The 21,189-nt window shown below is 69.4% G+C and carries 16 protein-coding genes and 3 pseudogenes; 14 read left to right on the forward strand and 5 right to left on the reverse strand.

The window, feature by feature from the left end:
• The 3 genes from secF (at nt 1) to relA (ending at nt 4,679) form a co-directional block, all read left to right on the forward strand.
• Nucleotides 1-1,134, forward strand: a complete 1,134-nt coding sequence (secF, locus tag H8R17_RS12120; RefSeq protein WP_187823160.1) for a protein translocase subunit SecF — start codon at nt 1-3, stop codon at nt 1,132-1,134.
• A complete protein-coding gene (locus H8R17_RS12125; RefSeq protein WP_187823161.1) occupies nt 1,131-1,670 on the forward strand; it encodes an adenine phosphoribosyltransferase in 540 nt (179 codons plus the stop codon). Before secF ends, H8R17_RS12125 begins: the two co-directional genes overlap by 4 nt.
• Nucleotides 1,671-2,144: 474 nt before the next feature.
• A complete protein-coding gene (relA, locus tag H8R17_RS12130; RefSeq protein ID WP_187823162.1) occupies nt 2,145-4,679 on the forward strand; it encodes a GTP pyrophosphokinase in 2,535 nt (844 codons plus the stop codon).
• A gap of 84 nt (nt 4,680-4,763) precedes the next feature.
• Here the strand turns inward: relA and H8R17_RS12135 are convergent, their stop codons facing one another.
• Together H8R17_RS12135 and H8R17_RS12140 are read right to left on the reverse strand one after the other, a co-directional pair.
• Nucleotides 4,764-5,993 carry a DUF349 domain-containing protein gene (locus tag H8R17_RS12135; protein ID WP_187823163.1) on the reverse strand — a complete coding sequence of 410 codons (1,230 nt, stop codon included), beginning with the start codon at nt 5,991-5,993 and terminating at the stop codon, nt 4,764-4,766.
• Between the two features lie 135 nt (nt 5,994-6,128).
• Nucleotides 6,129-6,968 carry a peptidylprolyl isomerase gene (locus tag H8R17_RS12140; RefSeq protein ID WP_187823164.1) on the reverse strand — a complete coding sequence of 280 codons (840 nt, stop codon included), beginning with the start codon at nt 6,966-6,968 and terminating at the stop codon, nt 6,129-6,131.
• A 178-nt stretch (nt 6,969-7,146) separates the two neighbouring features.
• On the opposite strand from H8R17_RS12140, the gene H8R17_RS12145 reads away from it, so the two are divergent.
• Nucleotides 7,147-7,854 (forward strand): MBL fold metallo-hydrolase, encoded by a 708-nt coding sequence (locus tag H8R17_RS12145; protein WP_187823165.1) that lies wholly within the window; start codon nt 7,147-7,149, stop codon nt 7,852-7,854.
• A gap of 11 nt (nt 7,855-7,865) precedes the next feature.
• Entirely contained in the window at nt 7,866-9,128 is a 1,263-nt protein-coding gene (hisS, locus tag H8R17_RS12150) for a histidine--tRNA ligase (RefSeq protein ID WP_187823166.1), read from the forward strand.
• A 326-nt stretch (nt 9,129-9,454) separates the two neighbouring features.
• Here the strand turns inward: hisS and H8R17_RS12155 are convergent.
• The 3 pseudogenes from H8R17_RS12155 to H8R17_RS12165 all read right to left on the reverse strand — a co-directional run.
• Nucleotides 9,455-10,459: pseudogene (locus tag H8R17_RS12155) on the reverse strand (sensor histidine kinase); the annotation flags it as partial.
• Nucleotides 10,456-10,938, reverse strand: a pseudogene (locus tag H8R17_RS12160) (ABC transporter permease); the annotation flags it as partial. The pseudogenes H8R17_RS12160 and H8R17_RS12155, both read right to left, overlap by 4 nt.
• A pseudogene (locus H8R17_RS12165) lies at nt 10,914-11,249 on the reverse strand (ATP-binding cassette domain-containing protein); the annotation flags it as partial. The pseudogenes H8R17_RS12165 and H8R17_RS12160, both read right to left, overlap by 25 nt.
• A gap of 142 nt (nt 11,250-11,391) precedes the next feature.
• Here H8R17_RS12165 and H8R17_RS12170 point away from each other — a divergent pair.
• From H8R17_RS12170 to H8R17_RS12210, 9 genes are all read left to right on the forward strand, one after another.
• Complete coding sequence (locus H8R17_RS12170; protein ID WP_187823167.1) at nt 11,392-12,048, forward strand: vitamin K epoxide reductase family protein; 657 nt, start codon at nt 11,392-11,394, stop codon at nt 12,046-12,048.
• Nucleotides 12,049-12,104: 56 nt separating this feature from the next.
• Nucleotides 12,105-13,475, forward strand: coding sequence for a replication-associated recombination protein A (locus tag H8R17_RS12175; protein ID WP_187823168.1), 1,371 nt, complete (start codon nt 12,105-12,107; stop codon nt 13,473-13,475).
• A gap of 333 nt (nt 13,476-13,808) precedes the next feature.
• Nucleotides 13,809-14,423 (forward strand): 30S ribosomal protein S4, encoded by a 615-nt coding sequence (gene rpsD / locus H8R17_RS12180; RefSeq protein WP_187823169.1) that lies wholly within the window; start codon nt 13,809-13,811, stop codon nt 14,421-14,423.
• Between the two features lie 211 nt (nt 14,424-14,634).
• Nucleotides 14,635-15,090, forward strand: a complete 456-nt coding sequence (locus H8R17_RS12185) for a DUF948 domain-containing protein (protein ID WP_187823170.1) — start codon at nt 14,635-14,637, stop codon at nt 15,088-15,090.
• Between the two features lie 7 nt (nt 15,091-15,097).
• The gene (locus tag H8R17_RS12190) at nt 15,098-15,457 is read left to right on the forward strand and encodes a hypothetical protein (protein ID WP_187823171.1); all 360 of its coding nucleotides are present in this window, start codon (nt 15,098-15,100) and stop codon (nt 15,455-15,457) included.
• The gene (gene alaS, locus H8R17_RS12195) at nt 15,457-18,129 is read left to right on the forward strand and encodes an alanine--tRNA ligase (RefSeq protein WP_187823172.1); all 2,673 of its coding nucleotides are present in this window, start codon (nt 15,457-15,459) and stop codon (nt 18,127-18,129) included. The genes H8R17_RS12190 and alaS overlap by 1 nt, the downstream gene beginning before the upstream one ends.
• A gap of 15 nt (nt 18,130-18,144) precedes the next feature.
• Nucleotides 18,145-18,609: a Holliday junction resolvase RuvX gene (ruvX, locus tag H8R17_RS12200; RefSeq protein WP_187823173.1), complete on the forward strand. Its 465-nt coding sequence runs from the start codon at nt 18,145-18,147 to the stop codon at nt 18,607-18,609.
• A 124-nt stretch (nt 18,610-18,733) separates the two neighbouring features.
• The gene (gene mltG, locus H8R17_RS12205; protein ID WP_187823174.1) at nt 18,734-20,368 is read left to right on the forward strand and encodes an endolytic transglycosylase MltG; all 1,635 of its coding nucleotides are present in this window, start codon (nt 18,734-18,736) and stop codon (nt 20,366-20,368) included.
• A complete protein-coding gene (locus H8R17_RS12210; protein ID WP_187823175.1) occupies nt 20,349-21,188 on the forward strand; it encodes a shikimate dehydrogenase in 840 nt (279 codons plus the stop codon). Before mltG ends, H8R17_RS12210 begins: the two co-directional genes overlap by 20 nt.
• The last annotated feature ends 1 nt before the right edge of the window (nt 21,189 follow it).

Genomic DNA, 21,189 nt, shown 5'->3' on the forward strand with positions numbered 1-21,189 from the left:
ATGTCGAAGCTCGGCACCCTAGGCGCCCGACTGCATCGTGGCGAGATCGGCTACGACTTCGTCAAGAACCGCAAGATCTGGTACGGCATCTCCATCCTGATCACCATCACGGCCATCGTCGGCCTGGCGGTGCGCGGCCTGAACATGGGCATCGAGTTCCAGGGCGGGGCCGTCTTCAACACGCCGAAGAACACCAGTGCCTCGGTGTCCCAGGCCGAGGAGTACGCGCAGAGCGCCTCCGGTCACGACGCGATCGTCCAGAAGCTCGGGGACGGCAGCCTGCGCATCCAGGTCGCCGGCATCGACACCGACAAGTCCGACCAGATCCAGGAAGAACTGGCCAAGGACCTGAAGGTCGACTCGGAGCGGATCAACGCCGAACTGGTCGGCCCGAGCTGGGGTGACCAGATCGCCAACAAGGCCTGGCAGGGCCTCGGCATCTTCCTGGTCCTCGTGGTGATCTATCTGGCGATCGCCTTCGAGTGGCGCATGGCGCTCGCCGCCTTCGTCGCACTGATCCACGACATCACCATCACGGTCGGCATCTACGCCCTCGTCGGCTTCGAGGTCACGCCCGGTACGGTGATCGGTCTGCTGACGATCCTCGGTTACTCGCTCTACGACACGGTCGTCGTCTTCGACAGCCTCAAGGAGCAGACGAAGGACATCACCAAGCAGACCCGCTGGACGTACAGCGACGTCGCCAACCGCTCGATCAACAGCACCCTGGTCCGCTCCGTCAACACCACGGTGGTCGCGCTGCTGCCGGTGGCCGGCCTGCTGTTCATCGGCGGCGGTGTCCTCGGCGCCGGCATGCTGAACGACATCTCGCTGTCGCTGTTCGTCGGCCTCGCCGCAGGTGCGTACTCCTCGATCTTCATTGCCACGCCGCTCGTCGCCGACCTCAAGGAGCGCGAGCCGCAGATGAAGGCCCTGAAGAAGCGGGTCCTCGCCAAGCGGGCCCAGGCCGACGCGCCGGGCCGGCCCGGGGAGGACCAGGCCGTCGAGGAGCCGCTCGACGCCGAGCCCGCGGACGCTGCTCCGGCGGTCGTCGGCCCGCGGGGCCAGGCGGTCCGCAACCAGCCCGCCTCCCGCAGCCGGGGCCGGGGCCGACCCTCGGGGAAGCGCCGATGACCGACATCACGGAACTGCTGCTCAGCCGGATCCGCGATGTGGCCGACTACCCGGAGCCGGGCGTGATGTTCAAGGACATCACGCCGCTCCTGGCGGACCCGGCGGCGTTCACCGCACTCACCGACGCCCTCGCCGAGATCGCCAGGCGCACCGGCGCCACCAAGGTCGTCGGTCTGGAGGCCCGTGGATTCATCCTCGGCGCCCCGGTCGCCGTCCGAGCAGGCCTCGGCTTCGTCCCCGTGCGCAAGGCGGGCAAGCTCCCCGGAGCCACCCTCAGCCAGGCGTACGAGCTGGAGTACGGCTCGGCCGAGATCGAGGTGCACGCAGAGGACCTGGCCGCCGACGACCGCGTGCTGATCGTCGACGACGTCCTCGCCACCGGCGGCACCGCCGAGGCCTCGGTCCAGCTCATCCGTCGGGCCGGCGCCGAGGTGGCGGGCCTTTCCGTGCTGATGGAGTTGAGTTTCCTCGGCGGGCGCTCACGTCTTGAAGCCGTTCTGGGGAAGACTCCGTTGCAGGCGCTCATTACCGTCTGAGTAAGCAGAACAAACCACAAGAGGGCGACCGGTCTCCGGTCGCCCTCTTGTGTGTTTTGCGGGTACTTCGGCTCGTGCCACCGTCGAAGCCACTTGGTCGGGGTGTAATTTCCGCCTCGATGCCGTGGGAAATGGAAATGCAGGCACACGGGGCCCGGTTTCAATATCAAGGAAGGCAAGAAGGTCACCATCAAGGCCTGTCTGCGAAAGGGTTATTGGGGAACTCCGAAGTTCTGCTCCAGCTCGAGTGGCGTCGCTTGACCAGCGCATAGATCGCGCATCGGCCGACTCGGAGTGAGCTGAGTCGCCGACGCAACACCGCGCAGGCGGGCCCGGGGCATCCGGTGCCCGCCTCGTGTTTTCTCGGGTAGACGCCCCTCACAGTGGCCTGAAGGCGATCCTGGGGCGCAGGATCGCTACCATGGGGTCTCCGGAGCCTGACCGGGGGACCCGGATCGCGCACGAGGAGCCCTCTTGCCAGACGAGGCCCAGCACCTGACCGCCGCCAAGCCCGAGTCCGCCTCGGCAGCCGCGGCCAAGCCCGCGCCGAACGCGCCGCACGCGAAGAACGACCCGCGCGGGCCGGTCCAGCACGCCCAGTCCGCGCCCGTCAACAAGCCGGCCGAGCAGCCCCGCCCCAAGCCCGGCCCGCCCGAGCGCCCCGCGAATCCGCCCGTGGTCCGCACCCCCGCCGGCCAGCCCCAGCGCACCGGCTCCTCCAACCGCGTCCGCGCCCGCCTCGCCCGCCTCGGCGTCCAGCGCGCCAACCCCTACAATCCGGTCCTCGAGCCGCTGCTGCGGATAGTGCGCAGCAACGACCCCAAGATCGAGAACGCTACCCTCCGCCAGATCGAGCGCGCCTACCAGGTCGCCGAGCGCTGGCACCGCGGCCAGAAACGCAAGAGCGGCGACCCGTACATCACGCACCCCCTCGCCGTCACCACCATCCTCGCCGAGCTGGGCATGGACCCGGCCACCCTGATGGCCGGCCTGCTGCACGACACGGTCGAGGACACCGAGTACGGCCTCGACCAGCTGCGCCGCGACTTCGGCGACACCGTCGCCCTGCTCGTCGACGGCGTCACCAAGCTGGACAAGGTCAAGTTCGGCGAGGCCGCGCAGGCCGAGACCGTGCGCAAGATGGTCGTCGCGATGGCCAAGGACCCGCGCGTCCTGGTCATCAAGCTCGCCGACCGCCTGCACAACATGCGCACCATGCGTTATCTCAAGCGCGAGAAGCAGGAGAAGAAAGCGCGCGAGACCCTGGAGATCTACGCGCCGCTCGCCCACCGCCTGGGCATGAACACCATCAAGTGGGAGCTGGAGGACCTCGCCTTCGCGATCCTCTATCCCAAGATGTACGACGAGATCGTCCGCCTCGTCGCCGAGCGCGCCCCCAAGCGCGACGAGTACCTCACCATCGTCACCGACGAGGTGCAGCAGGACCTGCGGGCCGCCCGCATCAAGGCGACCGTCACCGGCCGCCCCAAGCACTACTACAGCGTCTACCAGAAGATGATCGTCCGCGGCCGTGACTTCGCGGAGATCTACGACCTGGTGGGCATCCGCGTCCTCGTGGACACCGTCCGCGACTGCTACGCAGCGCTCGGCACGGTGCACGCGCGATGGAACCCGGTCCCCGGCCGGTTCAAGGACTACATCGCGATGCCCAAGTTCAACATGTACCAGTCGCTGCACACGACGGTCATCGGCCCCGGCGGCAAACCGGTCGAACTGCAGATCCGCACGTTCGACATGCACCGCCGCGCCGAGTACGGCATCGCCGCGCACTGGAAGTACAAGCAGGAGGCCGTCGCCGGCGCCTCCAAGGTCCGCACGGACGCGCCCAAGTCCTCCGGCAAGGACAAGGACGCCATCAACGACATGGCGTGGCTGCGGCAGCTCCTCGACTGGCAGAAGGAGACCGAGGACCCCGGCGAGTTCCTGGAGTCCCTGCGCTTCGACCTGTCCCGCAACGAGGTCTTCGTCTTCACCCCGAAGGGCGACGTCATAGCGCTCCCGGCGGGCGCGACCCCGGTCGACTTCGCCTACGCGGTGCACACGGAGGTCGGCCACCGCACGATAGGCGCCCGGGTCAACGGCCGTCTCGTACCGCTCGAGTCCACCCTGGACAACGGCGACCTGGTGGAGGTCTTCACCTCCAAGGCGGCCGGCGCGGGCCCCTCCCGCGACTGGCTCGGCTTCGTGAAATCGCCGCGAGCCCGCAACAAGATCCGGGCGTGGTTCTCCAAGGAGCGCCGCGACGAGGCCATCGAGCAGGGCAAGGACGCCATCGTCCGCGCGATGCGCAAGCAGAACCTGCCGATCCAGCGCATCCTGACCGGCGACTCCCTCGTCACCCTCGCGCACGAGATGCGCTACGCCGACATCTCCGCGCTGTACGCGGCGATCGGCGAGGGGCATGTCTCCGCGCAGAACATCGTGCAGAAGCTCGTCCAGGCGCTCGGCGGCGAGGAGGCCGCCACCGAGGAGATCGACGAGACCCTCCCGCCCGCCCGCAGCCGCAGCCGCAAGCGCCGCTCCAGCGCCGACCCCGGCGTGATCGTCAAGGGCGTCGAGGACGTGTGGGTCAAGCTGGCCCGCTGCTGTACGCCGGTGCCCGGCGACCCCATCATCGGCTTCGTCACCCGCGGTAGCGGAGTATCGGTTCACCGCAGCGACTGCGTGAACGTGGAGTCACTGTCCCGCGAGCCCGAGCGGATCCTGGACGTCGAGTGGGCGCCCACCCAGTCCTCGGTGTTCCTGGTCGCCATCCAGGTCGAGGCCCTGGACCGCTCCCGGCTGCTGTCGGACGTCACCCGCGTGCTGTCCGACCAGCACGTCAACATCCTCTCCGCGGCCGTCCAGACCTCCCGCGACCGCGTCGCCACCTCCCGCTTCACCTTCGAGATGGGCGACCCCAAGCACCTCGGGCACGTCCTGAAGGCGGTCAGGGGAGTGGAGGGCGTCTACGACGTGTACCGGGTGACATCGGCGCGCCGGTCGTAACCCACGGCCGCGAAGAACGCGCGAAAGGGCTCCCGTACACACCGTACGGGAGCCCCTTGCGTGGACTTCGTGGGCGACCCGCGCTCAGCCGCCGAACTCCTGCAGACCCTTCAGCGCCTGGTCCAGCAGCGCCTGCCGGCCGTCGAGCTCCTTCTGCAGCTTGTCGGCCTTGGCGGTGTTGCCCTGGGCGCGCGCCTGCTCGATCTGGCCCCGCAGCTTGTCCACGGCCGCCTGGAGCTGACCCGTCAGACCCTCGGCACGCGCGCGTGCCTCCGGGTTCGTACGGCGCCACTCGGCCTCCTCGGCCTCCTGGAGGGCCCGCTCGACCGTGTGCATCCGGCCCTCGACCTTCGGGCGGGCGTCGCGTGGCACGTGCCCGACGGCCTCCCAGCGCTCGTTGATCGAGCGGAACGCGGCCCGCGCCGCCTTCAGGTCCTCGATCGGCAGGAGCTTCTCGGCCTCCTCGGCCAGCTCCTCCTTGAGCTTCAGGTTCTCCGCCTGCTCGGCATCGCGCTCGGCGAAGACCGAGCTGCGGGCGGCGAAGAAGACGTCCTGGGCACCGCGGAAGCGGTTCCACAAGTCGTCCTCGTGTTCGCGCTGGGCGCGGCCCGCGGCCTTCCACTCGGTCATCAGCTCGCGGTAGCGCGCGGCCGTCGCACCCCAGTCCGTCGAACCCGACAGTGCCTCGGCCTCGGCGACCAGCCGCTCCTTGGTCCGGCGGGCCTCCTCGCGCTGCGCGTCCAGCTGCGCGAAGTGCTGCTTGCGCCGCTTGGAGAACGCCGAGCGGGCGTGCGAGAAGCGGTGCCACAGCTCGTCGTCGGACTTGCGGTCGAGCCTCGGCAGCCCCTTCCAGATGTCCACCAGGGACCGCAGCCGCTCACCGGCGGCCCGCCACTGGTCGGATCGCGCCAGCTCCTCCGCCTCGGCGACCAGCGCCTCCTTTGCCTTGCGCGCCTCGTCCGCCTGCCGGGCCCGCTGCGCCTTGCGCTCCTCGCGGCGCGCCTCCACGGTCTGCACGAGCTTGTCCAGCCGGGTCCGCAGCGCGTCCAGATCACCGACCGCGTGATGGGCATCGACCTGCTCCCGCAGATGGTCGATGGCGGCCATGGCGTCCTTCGCCGACAGGTCGGTCGTCTTCACTCGCTTCTCGAGGAGGCCGATCTCGACAACCAGGCCCTCGTACTTGCGCTCGAAGTAGGCCAGCGCCTCCTCAGGGGAGCCGGCCTGCCAGGAACCGACGACCTTCTCGCCGTCGGCCGTACGCACGTACACGGTCCCCGTCTCGTCGACGCGGCCCCACGGGTCGCTGCTCACAGCGCCTCCTCCACATGATGCCTGCGAGAGGCGTGAACACCCCCGGGCATCGTCCACAGTTTCGTCACGGCCAACATAGGCGACCAGCGGGTTGCCTGTCCGCATCCCGCGCGACCGAAATTTCGCAGTTGGCGGTCAGGATTTCGTGACAGTTGCCTTGTTGATCACGACCGTCGCGTTCGGCGCTGTGTTGCCGGTCTGGTCTGGCGCCTGCGCCCCGGCGTCCGCGATCTTCTTGAGGACCTTCATGCCCGCCTCGGAGATCGTGCCGAACGGTGTGTAGTCGGGCGGCAGCTGGCTGTCCTGGTAGACCAGGAAGAACTGGCTGCCTCCGGAATTGCGCCCCTGCTTCGTCTGCGGGTTGTACTGGTTGGCCATCGCGACCGTGCCGGCCGGGTACACGCCTCCCTTCAGGCTTTTGTCCTTCAGGTTCTCGTCCGGGATCGTGTAGCCGGGCCCGCCCATGCCGGTGCCCTTCGGGTCGCCGCACTGGAGTACGTAGATGCCCTGATTGGTCAGCCGGTGGCACTTGGTGTGGTCGAAGTACCCCTTGCTCGCCAGGAAGTTGAACGAGTTGACCGTGTGCGGGGCCGCCGACGCCTTCAGCGCGATGTCCATCTCACCGCACGTCGTGTCCAGCTTCATCGTGTACTTCGCCGACTCGTCGATGGACATCGCCGGCTCCTTCTTCCACGTCTCCGTCTTGGGCTTGCCCGCGGCGGGCTTCGCACACGGGTCCGGCGCCTTGCTGGGCGAGGCGCTCGGCGTGACGTCCGCGCCGGCGTTGGCCTTGTCGTCCTCCTTGAGCACCCCGGTCGTGTACAGCGCGAGGCTGCCCACCAGGACTACTCCGAGAACCGACGCGATCACCGAGTTGCGGATCTTCGCCTTCCGGCGCGCCTCGGTGCGGCGCTGCTGCTGCCGCAAGAACTTCTCCCGGGCGAGCTGACGCCGCCGCTGCTCCTGGCTGACCACCGGTTTCTCTCCTCATGCGTCTCGTGTGCCGACCGGTACGCGTGCGTGCGGTGAGCCACCGCGTGCGTGTGCCCCGTACCGTATATGGGTTCGCTGAGGATTCGGCAGCGCCGGTAGGCTCTGACCACGGGCGCAGCCCCGCCGCAAGTCACCCGTATCGACACAACGAAGGACGATCGTGCTCATTGCCGGGTTCCCCGCCGGGGCCTGGGGGACGAACTGTTATCTCGTCGCCCACGCCGCCGGTGAGGAGTGCGTGATCATCGACCCCGGCCATCAGGCCGCCGCAGGTGTCGCGGACGCACTCGAGAAGCATCGGCTCAAGCCCGTCGCGGTCATCCTCACCCACGGCCACATCGACCACCTGGCCTCGGTCGTCCCGGTGTGCGGCGCGCACGACGTACCGGCCTGGATCCACCCCGAGGACCGGTACATGATGAGCGACCCCGAGAAGGCGCTCGGCCGTTCCATCGGGATGCCGCTGATGGGCGAGCTGACCGTGGGGGAGCCGGACGACGTCAAGGAGCTGACCGACGGCGCCGCGCTGCGGCTGGCCGGACTGGAGATGACCGTCTCGCACGCGCCGGGCCATACCAAGGGGTCGGTGACCTTCGGCCTGCCCGAGGCGGCGGACATCCCGCCGATTTTCTTCTCGGGCGACCTGCTGTTCGCCGGCTCCATCGGACGCACCGACCTGCCCGGCGGTGACATGGCCGAGATCCTCGACTCGCTGGCCCGCGTGTGCCTGCCGCTCGACGACTCGACCGTGGTGCTGTCCGGACACGGCCCCCAGACGACCATCGGCCAGGAGCGCGCCACCAATCCGTATCTGCGGCAGGTGGCCGCCGGCCTGGGAGCATCTGAGGCTCCCCGACCAGGAATGTGACGAGGCCTTCCGTGAGCACCTTCAAGGCCCCCAAGGGCACGTACGACCTGATCCCGCCGGATTCCGCCAAGTACCTCGCCGTACGCGAGGCGATCGCGGCCCCGCTGCGCAACTCCGGCTACGGCTACATCGAGACGCCCGGCTTCGAGAGCGTCGAGCTGTTCGCGCGCGGTGTCGGTGAGTCGACCGACATCGTGACCAAGGAGATGTACGCCTTCGAGACCAAGGGCGGCGACAAGCTGGCCCTGCGGCCCGAGGGCACCGCCTCCGTGCTGCGCGCCGCGCTGGAGGCGAACCTGCACAAGGCGGGGAACCTCCCGGTCAAGCTCTGGTACTCGGGCTCGTACTACCGCTACGAGCGCCCCCAGAAGGGTCGCTACCGCCACTTCTCGCAGGTAGGTGCGGAGGCGATCGGTGCGGAGGATCCGGCGCTGGACGCCGAGCTGATCATCCTGGCGGACCAGGCGTACCGGTCGCTGGGGCTGCGCAACTTCCGGATTCTGCTCAACAGTCTGGGCGACAAGGAGTGCCGGCCGGTGTACCGCGCCGCGCTCCAGGAATTCCTGCGCGGGCTGGAGCTGGACGAGGACACGCGCCGTCGGATCGACATCAACCCCCTGCGCGTTCTCGACGACAAGCGCGAGGCGGTCCAGAAGCAGCTGACGGGGGCGCCGCTGCTGCGTGACTACCTCTGCGACGCCTGCAAGGCGTACCACGAGGAGGTCCGTGAGCTGATCACGGCCGCGGGTGTCTCCTTCGAGGACGATCCCAAGCTGGTGCGCGGGCTGGACTACTACACCCGTACGACCTTCGAGTTCGTCCACGACGGTCTTGGCTCCCAGTCTGCAGTGGGCGGCGGTGGCCGCTACGACGGGCTGTCGGAGATGATCGGTGGCCCTGCGCTGCCGTCGGTGGGCTGGGCGTTGGGCGTCGACCGTACGGTGCTGGCGCTGGAGGCGGAGGGTGTCGAGCTCGAACTCCCCGCCACCACGAGTGTGTTCGCCGTCCCGCTGGGCGAGGAGGCTCGCCGTTTCCTCTTCGCGAAGGTCACGGAGCTGCGGAAGGTGGGTGTCGCGGCCGACTTCTCCTACGGTGGCAAGGGGCTCAAGGGGGCGATGAAGAACGCCAACCGCAGTGGGGCCCGCTACACGATCGTCGCCGGGGAACGTGATCTTGCCGAGGGTGTCGTCCAGCTCAAGGACATGGAGTCCGGTGAGCAGACGGCGGTCGGGGTGAACGAGATCGTGGCGGAGCTGGAGGCGAGGCTGGGCTGAGCGGGCAACGGGGCGCGGGCCGGGAGGTTCTCGCCCCCGCCGCCCCTACCCGTCCCATCCTTCAGGGGCTCCGCCCCTTCGACCCCGCCAGGGGGCTCCGCCCCCTGAATCCCCCGCTGGGGCTCCACCCGGACCCCGGCCTTGCCCACCCACCACCCGAAACTGTCGGCTGAGAAGCCCTCACGGTGCCGGTCGGCATCTCTCAGCCCGTCCGGCGTTTGCGGACGAGGCCGTTCAGGCCGAAGGGGGGTCTGGGGGCGCAGCCCCAGCGGGGGTCCGGGGCGGCGCCCGGGATGGGACGGGTAGGGGCGGCGGGGGCGAAGAACGTCGCAGTACGCCAGCGCGACGCCGACGCTCGCCGAACTCCCCGCGTGCTTGCGGGCGTTGGCCAGGGCCTCCTGGCAGGCGCGCAGGGCGACCACCTCGGGACGGGCGGGCAGCGTGCGCACCGGCCCGGTCACCTCCAGCGTCGCGTCATGGCGGGCGGCGAGCCGGCGCAGCGCGTCCGCGAGGGAGGCGCCGTCCAGGTCGGCGGGTGCACCGCCGGCGACCAGGGCACGGGCCTCGGCGAGGTTCTGCCGTGCTGTCTCGTCCATCAGGCGCAGGTGGCGGCGGGCCTGCGGCAAGTCGTGGTCCAGCTCGGCCTCGACGGCCTGGATCAGCATCAGCACGCTGGTGAAGCCCTGTGCGAGTGTGTCGTGGGTCTCGCGCGCCAGGCGCTCCCGCTCGGCCAGCGCGCCGTGGGCCTCGGACAGGCGCCCGATCTCGTGGCGGCTCGCGTCCAGCTCCGCGATCAGTTCGGCCCGCTCCTGGCTCTGCTCGATGATCCGGATGGTCCAGAGCCCGATGGACACCGCGAAGACGAAGGTGACCAGGGAGAAGAGCCCGTTGAAGAACACGTCCCGGGCGTCTGGCCACCACAGCAGCGCCCAGCCCAGCACGGGCACGAAGCTGATGACAGCCACGGCCACCAGCGCCGACCGCAGCCGCAGCGTCATGAAGCACTGCGGGATCAGCGCGAAGGTCAGCAGCCGCGTCTCGCCGGCGAGGACCGCCGACGGCAGGAACAGCGCCAGGGCTGCCGTCAGGTAGCCGAGCGCCTGCCGCTGGTCGGGCGGATCGGCCGGAAGCAGGCGGCGCCCGACCACGACGTACAGCGGCACCAACGGCACGAGCAGCGCCGCCGCGACCGCGCGGACCGGCCAGCCGGGACGCTCCGCGGCGAGCACATGGGCCAGGGTGGCCGCCCAGATCAGCGCGAAGTAGGTGTCCCACAGCCGGAACGTGCGCTCCCAGGTGTAGGCGCTGTCGGCGTCCGGCGGATCGCTCATCCCTCGCGCCGGTCCTTCCAGCGGAACGTCAGCAGACACAGCACCAATCCTCCGGCGCACCACGCCGCGAGCACCAGTGCCACACGGCCCAACTCCCAGCTCCCCGCCTGCTCCAGCACCTGCGCCGACTCCGGCAGGAACACCCCGCGCAGACCCTGGCACATCCACTTCAGCGGGAACAGCGCGCCGACGGTCAGCATCCAGTCCGGGATGGTGCCGATGGCGATGTACACCCCGGAGATGAACTGCAGCACCAGGAAGGGCAGGACGACCACGGAGCTGGCGCTGTTCGCCGACCTCGGAACCGAACTGATCGCGATACCGAGCAGGGCGCAGGCCGTGATCCCGAGCACGAAGATCCACGCCAGGTCGAACCAGCGGCCCGGGTCCGAGGGCAGGTCCACGTCGTACAGGGTCGTGCCGACGAGGAGCAGGATCGCCGTCTCCAGCAGGCCGGTGAACAGAACCAGCCAGACACGTGGACGGTCTCGCGGACCGTCAACTCCGCGGGCGCCGATTCGTCCTGCCAGACGATGCCGATCCGCGAGCGCCACGCGCGCGTGCCCGCCGCCGGGTCCGAGCCGAGCACGGACACCTCGCCCGTGTCCCGGTCCCGGTTGCCCTGGAGGATCTCCACCGTGGTGCTCTTGCCCGCCCCGTTGGGCCCGAGCAGGCCGAACACCTCGCCCTGCCGGATGCCGAGATCGACGCCGTCGAGGGCGGTCACGTCGCCGTACCGCTTGCGCAGCCCCCGCACGTCCACCGCGAGGTCGTTCGCGTGTGCTGTCATGGAACGAGCGTCGGCCGGAACCGACCCCTCGGGGACGACCGTGCGTACTTCCTTATGTCCATCGAACGGTGGACACACTTACATGTGGGGCACAATGGCCCTGCTCGAAGCAGTTCCAACTCTCAAGCGACGGATCGACGTGATGAGCAAGACGACAGTCCCAGACGTCTCCACCGAGCCCGAGGCGGAGCGCTCCGACGCCGTGCCCCGCTCGGCCGGCAGCGGCCGGGCCTTCGCGCTGATGCTGGTGATCACCGGCGCGGCCGGACTGCTCGCCGCGTGGGTCATCACGATCGACAAGTTCAAACTGCTCGAAGCCAAGGTCGAGGGGAAGTCGTTCACCCCGGGGTGCAGCCTCAACCCCGTCGTCTCCTGCGGCAGCGTCATGGAGAGCAAGCAGGCCGCGGTCTTCGGGTTCCCGAACCCGATGCTCGGCCTGGTCTGCTACGGCATCGTCATCTGCGTCGGCATGAGCCTGCTGGCCCGCGCCCGCTTCCCGCGCTGGTACTGGCTCACCTTCAACGCGGGTTGCCTGTTCGGCGTGAGCTTCTGCGCCTGGCTGATGTTCCAGTCGCTGTACCGGATCAACGCCCTGTGCCTGTGGTGCTGCCTGGCCTGGGTCGCCACGATCGTCATGTTCTGGTACGTGACCTCGTTCAACGTCCGCAACGGCTTCCTGCCCGCCCCGCGCTGGCTCAAGGGCTTCTTCGGCGAGTTCACCTGGGTCCTGCCGGTGCTGCACATCGGCATCATCGGCATGCTGATCCTGACCCGCTGGTGGGACTTCTGGATCAGCTGAGCCGGGGCTTTCGGGGCCTGGCGGGATTGTCAGTGGGGTGAATTAGGGTTTCCAGCGTGGAGCCCGACCTGTTCACCGCCGCAGCAGAAGAACGCCAGGAGAAGGACCCGACCAGCAGTCCCCTGGCGGTCCGGATGCGCCCGCGCACCCTCGACGAGGTCGTGGGCCAGCAGCACCTGCTGAAGCCGGGCTCGCCCCTGCGCCGGCTGGTCGGCGAGGGCGATCGAGCCCACGGCGGGAACAGCCCCGCCGGACCGTCCTCGGTGATCCTGTGGGGGCCTCCGGGTACCGGCAAGACGACCCTGGCGTACGTCGTCTCCAAGGCCACCAACAAGCGCTTCGTCGAACTGTCGGCGATCAGCGCGGGCGTCAAGGAGGTCCGCGCGGTCATCGACGGCGCCCGCCGCGCCACCGGCGGCTTCGGCAAGGAGACCGTCCTCTTCCTCGACGAGATCCACCGCTTCAGCAAGGCCCAGCAGGACTCCCTCCTCCCGGCCGTCGAGAACCGCTGGGTGACCCTGATCGCGGCGACCACGGAGAACCCGTACTTCTCGGTGATCTCCCCGCTGCTGTCCCGCTCCCTGCTGCTGACCCTCGAACCCCTCACGGACGACGACATCCGCAGCCTGCTCCAGCGAGCGCTCACCGAGGAGCGCGGCCTGAACGGGGCCGTCACGCTCCCCGAGGAGACCGAGGCGCACCTGCTGCGCATCGCCGGCGGCGACGCCCGCCGCGCCCTGACCGCCCTGGAGGCCGCCGCCGGGGCCGCGCTCGACAAGGGCGACACGGAGGTCGGCCTGACGACGCTGGAGGAGACCGTCGACCGGGCCGCCGTGAAGTACGACCGCGACGGCGACCAGCACTACGACGTCGCCAGCGCCCTGATCAAGTCCATCCGCGGCTCCGACGTCGACGCCGCCCTGCACTACCTGGCCCGGATGATCGAGGCCGGCGAGGATCCCCGCTTCATCGCCCGCCGCCTGATGATCTCCGCCAGCGAGGACATCGGCCTCGCCGACCCGAACGCACTGCCCATAGCCGTCGCCGCCGCCCAGGCCGTCGCCATGATCGGCTTCCCGGAGGCCGCCCTCACCCTCAGCCACGCCACCATCGCCCTGGCCCTGGCCCCCAAGTCCAACGCCGCGACCACCGCGATCGGCGCCGCCCTGGACGACGTACGCAAGGGACTGGCCGGACCCGTGCCGCCGCACCTGCGGGACAGCCACTACAAGGGCGCGGGCAAGCTCGGGCACGGGCAGGGATACACGTACCCGCACGACCTGCCCGAAGGCATCGCCGCACAGCAGTACGCCCCGGACGCCCTCAAGGACCGCGAGTACTACACGCCCGGTCGGCACGGCGCCGAGGCGCGGTACGCGGACGCGGTCGAGTGGACCAGGAAACACCTCGGTCGAAAGCGGTCCTGAGCGCCCTGTAAACTTGGCCGCAGTGCTGCGTCCCGTGTCCGGCACCTGAAGCAGGGGTCGGCACCCCAGAGCGGGACAACCAGCCGGAGACCCGGCCCCCGGGCGGGGATCTCCAGGAGCGTCGCGCACCGGCGAACGGTGTCGCGGGCAGCCCACCACCACCCGGAGTTCCGGGAGAGGTCGGTGGGCCACTCGCGTGCTGCACGTATGTGCCCAGACCAGGGGAGCGGCTGCCCACCAGGCCCGAGTGGCCCGGCGGGTTTCCTCTGACTGCGGATGCGACCTCCCCTAACCCTGGGGAGCCGGAAATTCTTAGGAAAAGAGACAGAGACAGTGGCGAACCAGTCCCGCCCCAAGGTCAAGAAGTCGCGTGCCCTCGGCATCGCGCTGACCCCGAAGGCCGTCAAGTACTTCGAGGCCCGTCCCTACCCGCCGGGTGAGCACGGCCGCGGCCGCAAGCAGAACTCGGACTACAAGGTCCGTCTGCTGGAGAAGCAGCGCCTGCGCGCTCAGTACGACCTCTCCGAGCGCCAGCTGGTCCGCGCCTACGAGCGCGCGTCCAAGGTCCAGGGCAAGACCGGTGAGGCCCTGATCGTGGAGCTGGAGAAGCGCCTCGACGCGCTGGTCCTGCGTTCGGGCCTCGCCCGCACGATCTACCAGGCCCGCCAGATGGTCACCCACGGCCACATCCAGGTCAACGGCAAGAAGGTCGACAAGCCGTCCTTCCAGGTCCGTCCCGACGACGTGATCCAGGTCCGTGACCGCAGCAAGGACAAGACGCTGTTCCAGATCGCCCGTGAGGGCGGCTTCGCCCCCGACGGCGAGACCCCGCGCTACCTGCAGGTGAACCTCAAGGCCCTGGCGTTCCGCCTGGACCGCGACCCGAACCGCAAGGAAGTCCCGGTGATCTGCGACGAGCAGCTCGTCGTCGAGTACTACGCCCGCTGACCCCAGCAGGCGAGCGGTACCCCGGCCCGTCGTCTCCCCACCCTCCCGGGTGGGGAGACGACGGGCTTTCGCGATCCACCACCAGGCTCTCGGGTTTCGGGATTCGCCGCCGGGGCGGTAATCCGGTACGGACCGCCATCCCCGGCGCGATAGGCTCGGGGCACGACTTTTACCATGCTCGGGCAGAAGCTCAGCACGTTTCAGGGAGCGGGTGCACACAGTGTCCGGTGGAGAGGTGGCCGGCATCCTGGTGGCCGTCTTCTGGGCGATCCTGGTCTCCTTCCTCGCCGTGGCGTTGGCGAGGGTGGCCCAGACGCTCAGGGCGACCACCAAGCTCGTGGCGGACGTGACCGATCAGGCCGTCCCGCTGCTGGCCGACGCCTCCTCGGCGGTGCGCTCCGCGCAGACCCAGATCGACCGGGTCGACGCGATCGCCTCCGACGTGCAGGAGGTCACCGCCAACGCCTCCGCGCTCTCCAGCACCGTCGCCTCCACCTTCGGCGGCCCCCTGGTCAAGGTCGCCGCCTTCGGCTACGGCGTACGCCGGGCCATCGGCGGCCGCAAGGAGGAGGAGCCGCCCGGCGCATCGCGCCGTACCGTGATCGTGGGCCGTACCATCCCGGCCGCGCGGCGGGGGAAGCGGAACACCCGGAAGAAGAGGGACTGACCCAGCAATGTTCCGCCGTACGTTCTGGTTCACCACCGGCGTCGCCGCCGGAGTGTGGGCCACCACCAAGGTCAACCGGAAGCTGAAGCAGCTCACCCCCGAGAACCTCGCCAAGCAGGCGGCGAACAAGGCGATCGAGGCGGGCGGCCGGTTCAAGGACCGCGCGGTGGGCTTCGCGCTCGACGTCCGCGACAACATGGCCCAGCGGGAGGCCGAACTGGGCGACGCGCTCGGCGTCAACGCCTCCGTCGACCCCGGACTCCCCGCACCGCGGAGCTTCGCCGCGATCGAGAACCGCAACAGCCCGAAGTACGTCGAGGGCTCGGCGTACACGACGTACTCGTACAACCGGAATGAGGACCACTGATGGAGTCGGCTGAGATCCGCCGCCGCTGGTTGAGCTTCTTCGAGGAGCGCGGTCACACCGTCGTCCCTTCGGCGTCGCTCATCGCGGACGACCCGACTCTGCTCCTCGTCAACGCCGGCATGGTGCCCTTCAAGCCCTACTTCCTGGGCGAGACCACGCCGCCGTTCCCACGCGCCACCAGCGTGCAGAAGTGCGTGCGCACGCCCGACATCGAAGAGGTCGGCAAGACCACGCGGCACGGCACGTTCTTCCAGATGTGCGGCAACTTCTCCTTCGGCGACTACTTCAAGGAAGGCGCCATCAAGTATGCCTGGGAGCTGCTCACCAGCCCCCAGGACAAGGGCGGTTACGGCCTCGACCCCGAGCGCCTGTGGATCACCGTCTACAAGGACGACGACGAGGCCGAGCGCATCTGGCACGACGTCGTCGGCGTGCCCAAGGAGCGCATCCAGCGCCTGGGCATGAAGGACAACTACTGGTCCATGGGCGTCCCCGGGCCCTGCGGCCCCTGTTCCGAGATCAACTACGACCGCGGTCCCGAGTTCGGCGTCGAGGGCGGCCCCGCCGTCAACGACGAGCGGTACGTGGAGATCTGGAACCTGGTCTTCATGCAGTACGAGCGCGGCGAGGGCATCGGCAAGGACAACTTCGAGATCCTCGGCGACCTGCCGAGCCAGAACATCGACACCGGTCTGGGCCTTGAGCGGCTCGCCATGATTCTGCAGGGCGTGCAGAACATGTACGAGATCGACACCTCCATGGCCGTGATCAACAAGGCCACCGAGCTGACCGGCGTCGAGTACGGGGCCGCCGAGGCCTCGGACGTGTCCCTGCGCGTGGTCACCGACCACATGCGCACCGCCGTGATGCTCATCGGCGACGGCGTCACCCCCGGCAACGAGGGCCGCGGCTATGTGCTGCGCCGCATCATGCGCCGCGCCATCCGCAACATGCGCCTGCTCGGCGCCACCGGCCCGGTCGTCAGGGAGCTGATCGACACGGTCATCGAGATGATGGGCCTGCAGTACCCCGAACTCATCACCGAACGCGAGCGCATCGAGAAGGTCGCCCTCGCCGAGGAGAACGCCTTCCTCAAGACGCTGAAGGCCGGCACCAACATCCTCGACACCGCCGTGAGCGACACCAAGGCCGCCGGCGGCACGATGCTGCCCGGCGACAAGGCCTTCCTGCTCCACGACACCTGGGGCTTCCCGATCGACCTCACCCTGGAGATGGCCGCCGAACAGGGCCTGTCCGTGGACGAGCACGGCTTCCGCCGCCTGATGAAGGAGCAGCGGGAGCGCGCCAAGGCCGACGCCCAGTCCAAGAAGACCGCTCATGCCGACCTCGGCGCCTACCGCGAGATCGCCGACCGGGCCGGCGCCACCGACTTCATCGGCTACACCCACACCGAGGGTGAGTCCACGATCGTCGGCATCCTCGTCGACGGCATCTCCTCCCCGGCCGCCACCGAGGGCGACGAGGTCGAGATCGTCCTCGACCGCACCCCGTTCTACGCCGAGGGCGGCGGCCAGATCGGCGACACCGGCCGCATCAAGGCCGACTCCGGTGCCGTCATCGAGGTGCGCGACTGCCAGAAGCCGGTACCGGGCGTGTACGTCCACAAGGGCGTCGTCCAGGTCGGCGAGGTCACCGTCGGCGCCAAGGCCCACGCCTCGATCGAGGCCCGCCGCCGCAAGGCCATCGCCCGCGCCCACTCGGCCACGCACCTCACCCACCAGGCCCTGCGCGACGCCCTCGGCCCGACGGCCGCCCAGGCCGGTTCCGAGAACCAGCCAGGCCGCTTCCGTTTCGACTTCGGCTCGCCGTCCGCCGTACCGCAGACGGTCATGCTGGACGTCGAGCAGAAGATCAACGAGGTGCTCGCCCACGACCTCGACGTGCGCGCCGACGTCATGAGCCTCGACGAGGCCCGCAAGCAGGGCGCCATCGCCGAGTTCGGCGAGAAGTACGGCGAGCGCGTGCGCGTCGTGACCATCGGCGACTTCTCCAAGGAGCTGTGCGGCGGCACGCACGTGCACAACACCGCCCAGCTCGGCCTGGTGAAGCTGCTCGGCGAGTCGTCCATCGGCTCCGGTGTGCGCCGTATCGAGGCCCTGGTGGGCGTGGACGCCTACAGCTTCCTCGCCCGCGAGCACACGGTGGTCAACCAGCTCACGGAACTGCTCAAGGGCCGCCCGGAGGACCTGCCGGAGAAGGTCTCCTCGATGCTCGGCAAGCTGAAGGACGCCGAGAAGGAGATCGAGAAGTTCCGCGCCGAGAAGGTGCTGCAGGCCGCCGCCGGTCTCGCCGAGTCCGCCAAGGACGTCCGGGGCGTCGCACTTGTGACCGGTCAGGTACCGGACGGCACGACCGCCGACGACCTGCGCAAGCTGGTCCTCGACGTGCGCGGCCGCATCCAGGGCGGCAGGGCCGCCGTGGTGGCCCTGTTCACGACGGTCAACGGCAAGCCACTGACGGTCATCGCCACCAACGAGGCCGCCCGCGAGCGCGGCCTGAAGGCCGGCGACCTGGTCCGCACGGCCGCCAAGACCCTCGGCGGCGGCGGAGGCGGCAAGCCGGACGTCGCCCAGGGCGGCGGCCAGAACCCCGCCGCCATCGGCGAGGCCGTCGACGCCGTCGAACGCCTCGTCGCCGACACCGCCAAGTAAGAAACGGCTGAGTACATGCGCAGAGGACGTCGACTCGCCATCGACGTTGGGGACGCCCGCATCGGGGTCGCCTCGTGCGACCCCGACGGGATCCTCGCCACCCCGGTGGAGACCGTCCCCGGACGGGACGTTCCCGCAGCTCACCGCCGGTTGAAGCAACTGGTCGAGGAGTACGAACCGATCGAGGTCGTCGTCGGCCTCCCACGCTCCCTCAAGGGAGGCGAGGGCCCGGCCGCCGTCAAGGTCCGCGGCTTCGCCCAGGAACTGGCCCGCATGATCGCCCCCGTTCCGGTGAGACTCGTCGACGAACGCATGACGACGGTGACGGCCAGTCAGGGGCTGCGCGCCTCAGGCGTGAAGACCCGGAAGGGCCGCTCCGTGATCGACCAGGCGGCCGCGGTGGTCATCCTGCAACAGGCGCTCGAATCCGAACGGGTGTCAGGTAAAGCACCCGGCGAAGGCGTCGAAGTGGTCATCTGATCGCGATACGGTAACGTTCCGCGCGACTGCGGCGGCATTCGAACAGCCGCCGCACACAGAGAGGCGGGACGGGCGCCGGATCCACCGAGCCGCGCGACCGCCGCCTCGCGGCTCTAGGGGATCGATGACTGAGTATGGCCGGAGCCAGGGCTCCGAACCGTGGCATCCCGAGGACCCGTATTACGGGGACGGCGGATGGGGAGGACAGCAGGCTCACGCGGGCCAGCAGTCCCCCTACGGCGGCCAGCCGCAGCACCATCCAGAGCAGCCGCAGCAGCCGCAGTACGGCGACTGGGGCACCGGTGAGCAGGCCGGATACTGTCAGGCGCAGCAGTACCACCCGTACGACCAGCAGCAGTACGCGGCCCAGCCCCAGCAGCCCTACGACAACGGCGGCTGGGCCACCGGCACGCACCCGTACCCCGGCGACCCGGCGGACCTGTACGGGCAGCAGACCGCCGCGTACGGCGGCGGCCACCCCGACTACTACGGCACGCCCGACGGCTACCCGCCACCGGAGCCGCCGAGCCGCAGGCAGGCCGAACCGGAGCCCCGCACGGACTGGGACCCAGGCCCCGACCAGGGCGAACACGCCTTCTTCGCGGGCGGCGGCGACGCCGACGACGAGGACGACCGCGGCCGTCGACGGGGCAAGGGCGGCAAGGGAGGCAAGGGCAAGAAGAGCCGCAACGGCTGCGCCTGCCTGGTGGTCGCCCTGGTCTTCGGCGGGGGCATCGCGGGTGCCGGTTACTTCGGGTATCAGTTCTACCAGGATCGTTACGGCGACGCCCCGGACTTCGCCGGGGAGGGCACGAGCCAGATGGTGACGGTCCAGATCCCCAAGGGCGCGCTCGGCTACGAGATCGGGCGGCGGCTCAAGGCGGCGGGGGTTGTCAAGAGCGTCGACGCGTTCGTCGCTGCCCAGCAGAAGGCTCCCGGCGAAAAGCAGATCCAGGCAGGAGCCTATCTGCTGCGCAAGCGGATGTCCGCGGAAAGCGCCGTCGCGATGATGCTGGACCCCAAGAGTCAGAACAATGTGCTGGTCAGGCCGGGCGAGCGCAATGTCACCGTCTACAAGGCGATCGACCAGAAGCTCGAATTGCCGTCCGGTAGCACCAGGAAGGCCGCCGAGCAGAAATACGAGAGCCTCGGACTGCCGAGCTGGGCGAACGACAACAGCGAGATCAAGGACCCGCTGGAGGGCTTCCTCTTCCCGGGCACGTACCCCGCCGCCAAGGGTATGAAGCCCGAGGAAGTCCTGAAGGAGATGGTGGCCCAGGCCGACGAGAAGTACGGCCAGTACGACCTCGCGGCGAAGGCCAAGCAGCTCGGCCTCAAGAATCCGCTGCAGGTCGTCACGGTCGCGAGCCTGGTCCAGGCCGAGGGCAAGACCAGCGAGGACTACCGCAGGATGGCGGAGGTGGTCTACAACCGCCTCGACCTCGCGAACCGCCAGACCTACGGTTTCCTGCAGTTCGACTCGACCTTCAATTACCTGAAGAACGAGAGCAACATCGATATCAGCGAGACGGAGATCAACAGCAACAAGGACCCGTACAACACGTACACCCGGAAGGGACTGCCGCCCGGCCCGATCGGAAACCCGAGCGAAGTCGCGCTGAAGGCGACGCTCAATCCGACCAAGGAGGGCTGGTACTACTTCGTGGCGGTGGACGGTGTGAGCAAGACCGAATTCGCCAAGACGCATGCCGAGTTCCAGAGGCTCAAGGACAAGTTCAATGAACGATCGGGCAACTGACGCCCGCCGGGCTGCCGTACTCGGCAAGCCCATCGCCCACTCCCTCTCCCCGGTGCTGCACCGCACCGCCTACGAGGAACTGGGACTGACCGACTGGTCGTACGACCGGTTCGAGGTCGACGAGTCGGCCCTGCCCGGCTTCCTCGCCGGACTCGGGCCGGAGTGGGCGGGACTGTCGCTGACCATGCCGCTCAAGCGGGCCGTCATCCCGCTGCTCGACGAGATCAGCGAAACGGCTGCCTCCGTCGAGGCGGTCAACACCGTCGTCTTCACCGAGGACCGCCGCCGCGTCGGCGACAACACCGACATCCCCGGTATGGTCGCCGCCCTGCGCGAGCGCGGCGTCGAACAGGTCGACTCCGCCGCGATCCTCGGCGCCGGCGCCACCGCCTCCTCGGCGCTGGCCGCCCTGGCCCGCATCTGCACCGGCGAGGTCGTCGCCTATGTGCGCAGCGAGGCCCGCGCCGCCGAGATGCGGCAGTGGGGCGAGCGGCTCGACGTCGAGGTACGCACCGCCGACTGGTCGGACGCGGCGCGGGCCCTGCACGCCCCGCTGGTGATCGCGACCACCCCGGCCGGTACGACCGACGCGCTCGCCGCGGCCGTACCGGAGCGGCCCGCCACCCTCTTCGACGTGCTCTACGACCCGTGGCCCACCGAGCTCGCCGCCCACTGGTCGGCCTACGGCGGGGCCGTGGTCAGCGGCCTCGACCTGCTGGTGCACCAGGCGGCGCTGCAGGTCGAGCAGATGACGGGCCGCACCCCGGCCCCCCTCGACGCCATACGAAAAGCGGGCGAACACGCCCTCGCGGCCCGCTAGG

It is taken from the genome of Streptomyces sp. TRM68367, assembly GCF_014495685.1.
Lineage (GTDB): Bacteria > Actinomycetota > Actinomycetes > Streptomycetales > Streptomycetaceae > Streptomyces.

Excerpts from the sequence above, each read along its gene's own strand:
- H8R17_RS12190 (WP_187823171.1), top strand. The coding sequence starts at position 15,098 with ATGTTCCGCCGTACGTTCTGGTTCACCACCGGCGTCGCCGCCGGAGTG.
- H8R17_RS12210 (WP_187823175.1), top strand. The coding sequence starts at position 20,349 with ATGAACGATCGGGCAACTGACGCCCGCCGGGCTGCCGTACTCGGCAAG.
- H8R17_RS12170 (WP_187823167.1), top strand. The coding sequence starts at position 11,392 with ATGAGCAAGACGACAGTCCCAGACGTCTCCACCGAGCCCGAGGCGGAG.
- ruvX (WP_187823173.1), top strand. The coding sequence starts at position 18,145 with ATGCGCAGAGGACGTCGACTCGCCATCGACGTTGGGGACGCCCGCATC.
- mltG (WP_187823174.1), top strand. The coding sequence starts at position 18,734 with ATGACTGAGTATGGCCGGAGCCAGGGCTCCGAACCGTGGCATCCCGAG.
- secF (WP_187823160.1), top strand. The coding sequence starts at position 1 with ATGTCGAAGCTCGGCACCCTAGGCGCCCGACTGCATCGTGGCGAGATC.
- H8R17_RS12125 (WP_187823161.1), top strand. The coding sequence starts at position 1,131 with ATGACCGACATCACGGAACTGCTGCTCAGCCGGATCCGCGATGTGGCC.
- alaS (WP_187823172.1), top strand. The coding sequence starts at position 15,457 with ATGGAGTCGGCTGAGATCCGCCGCCGCTGGTTGAGCTTCTTCGAGGAG.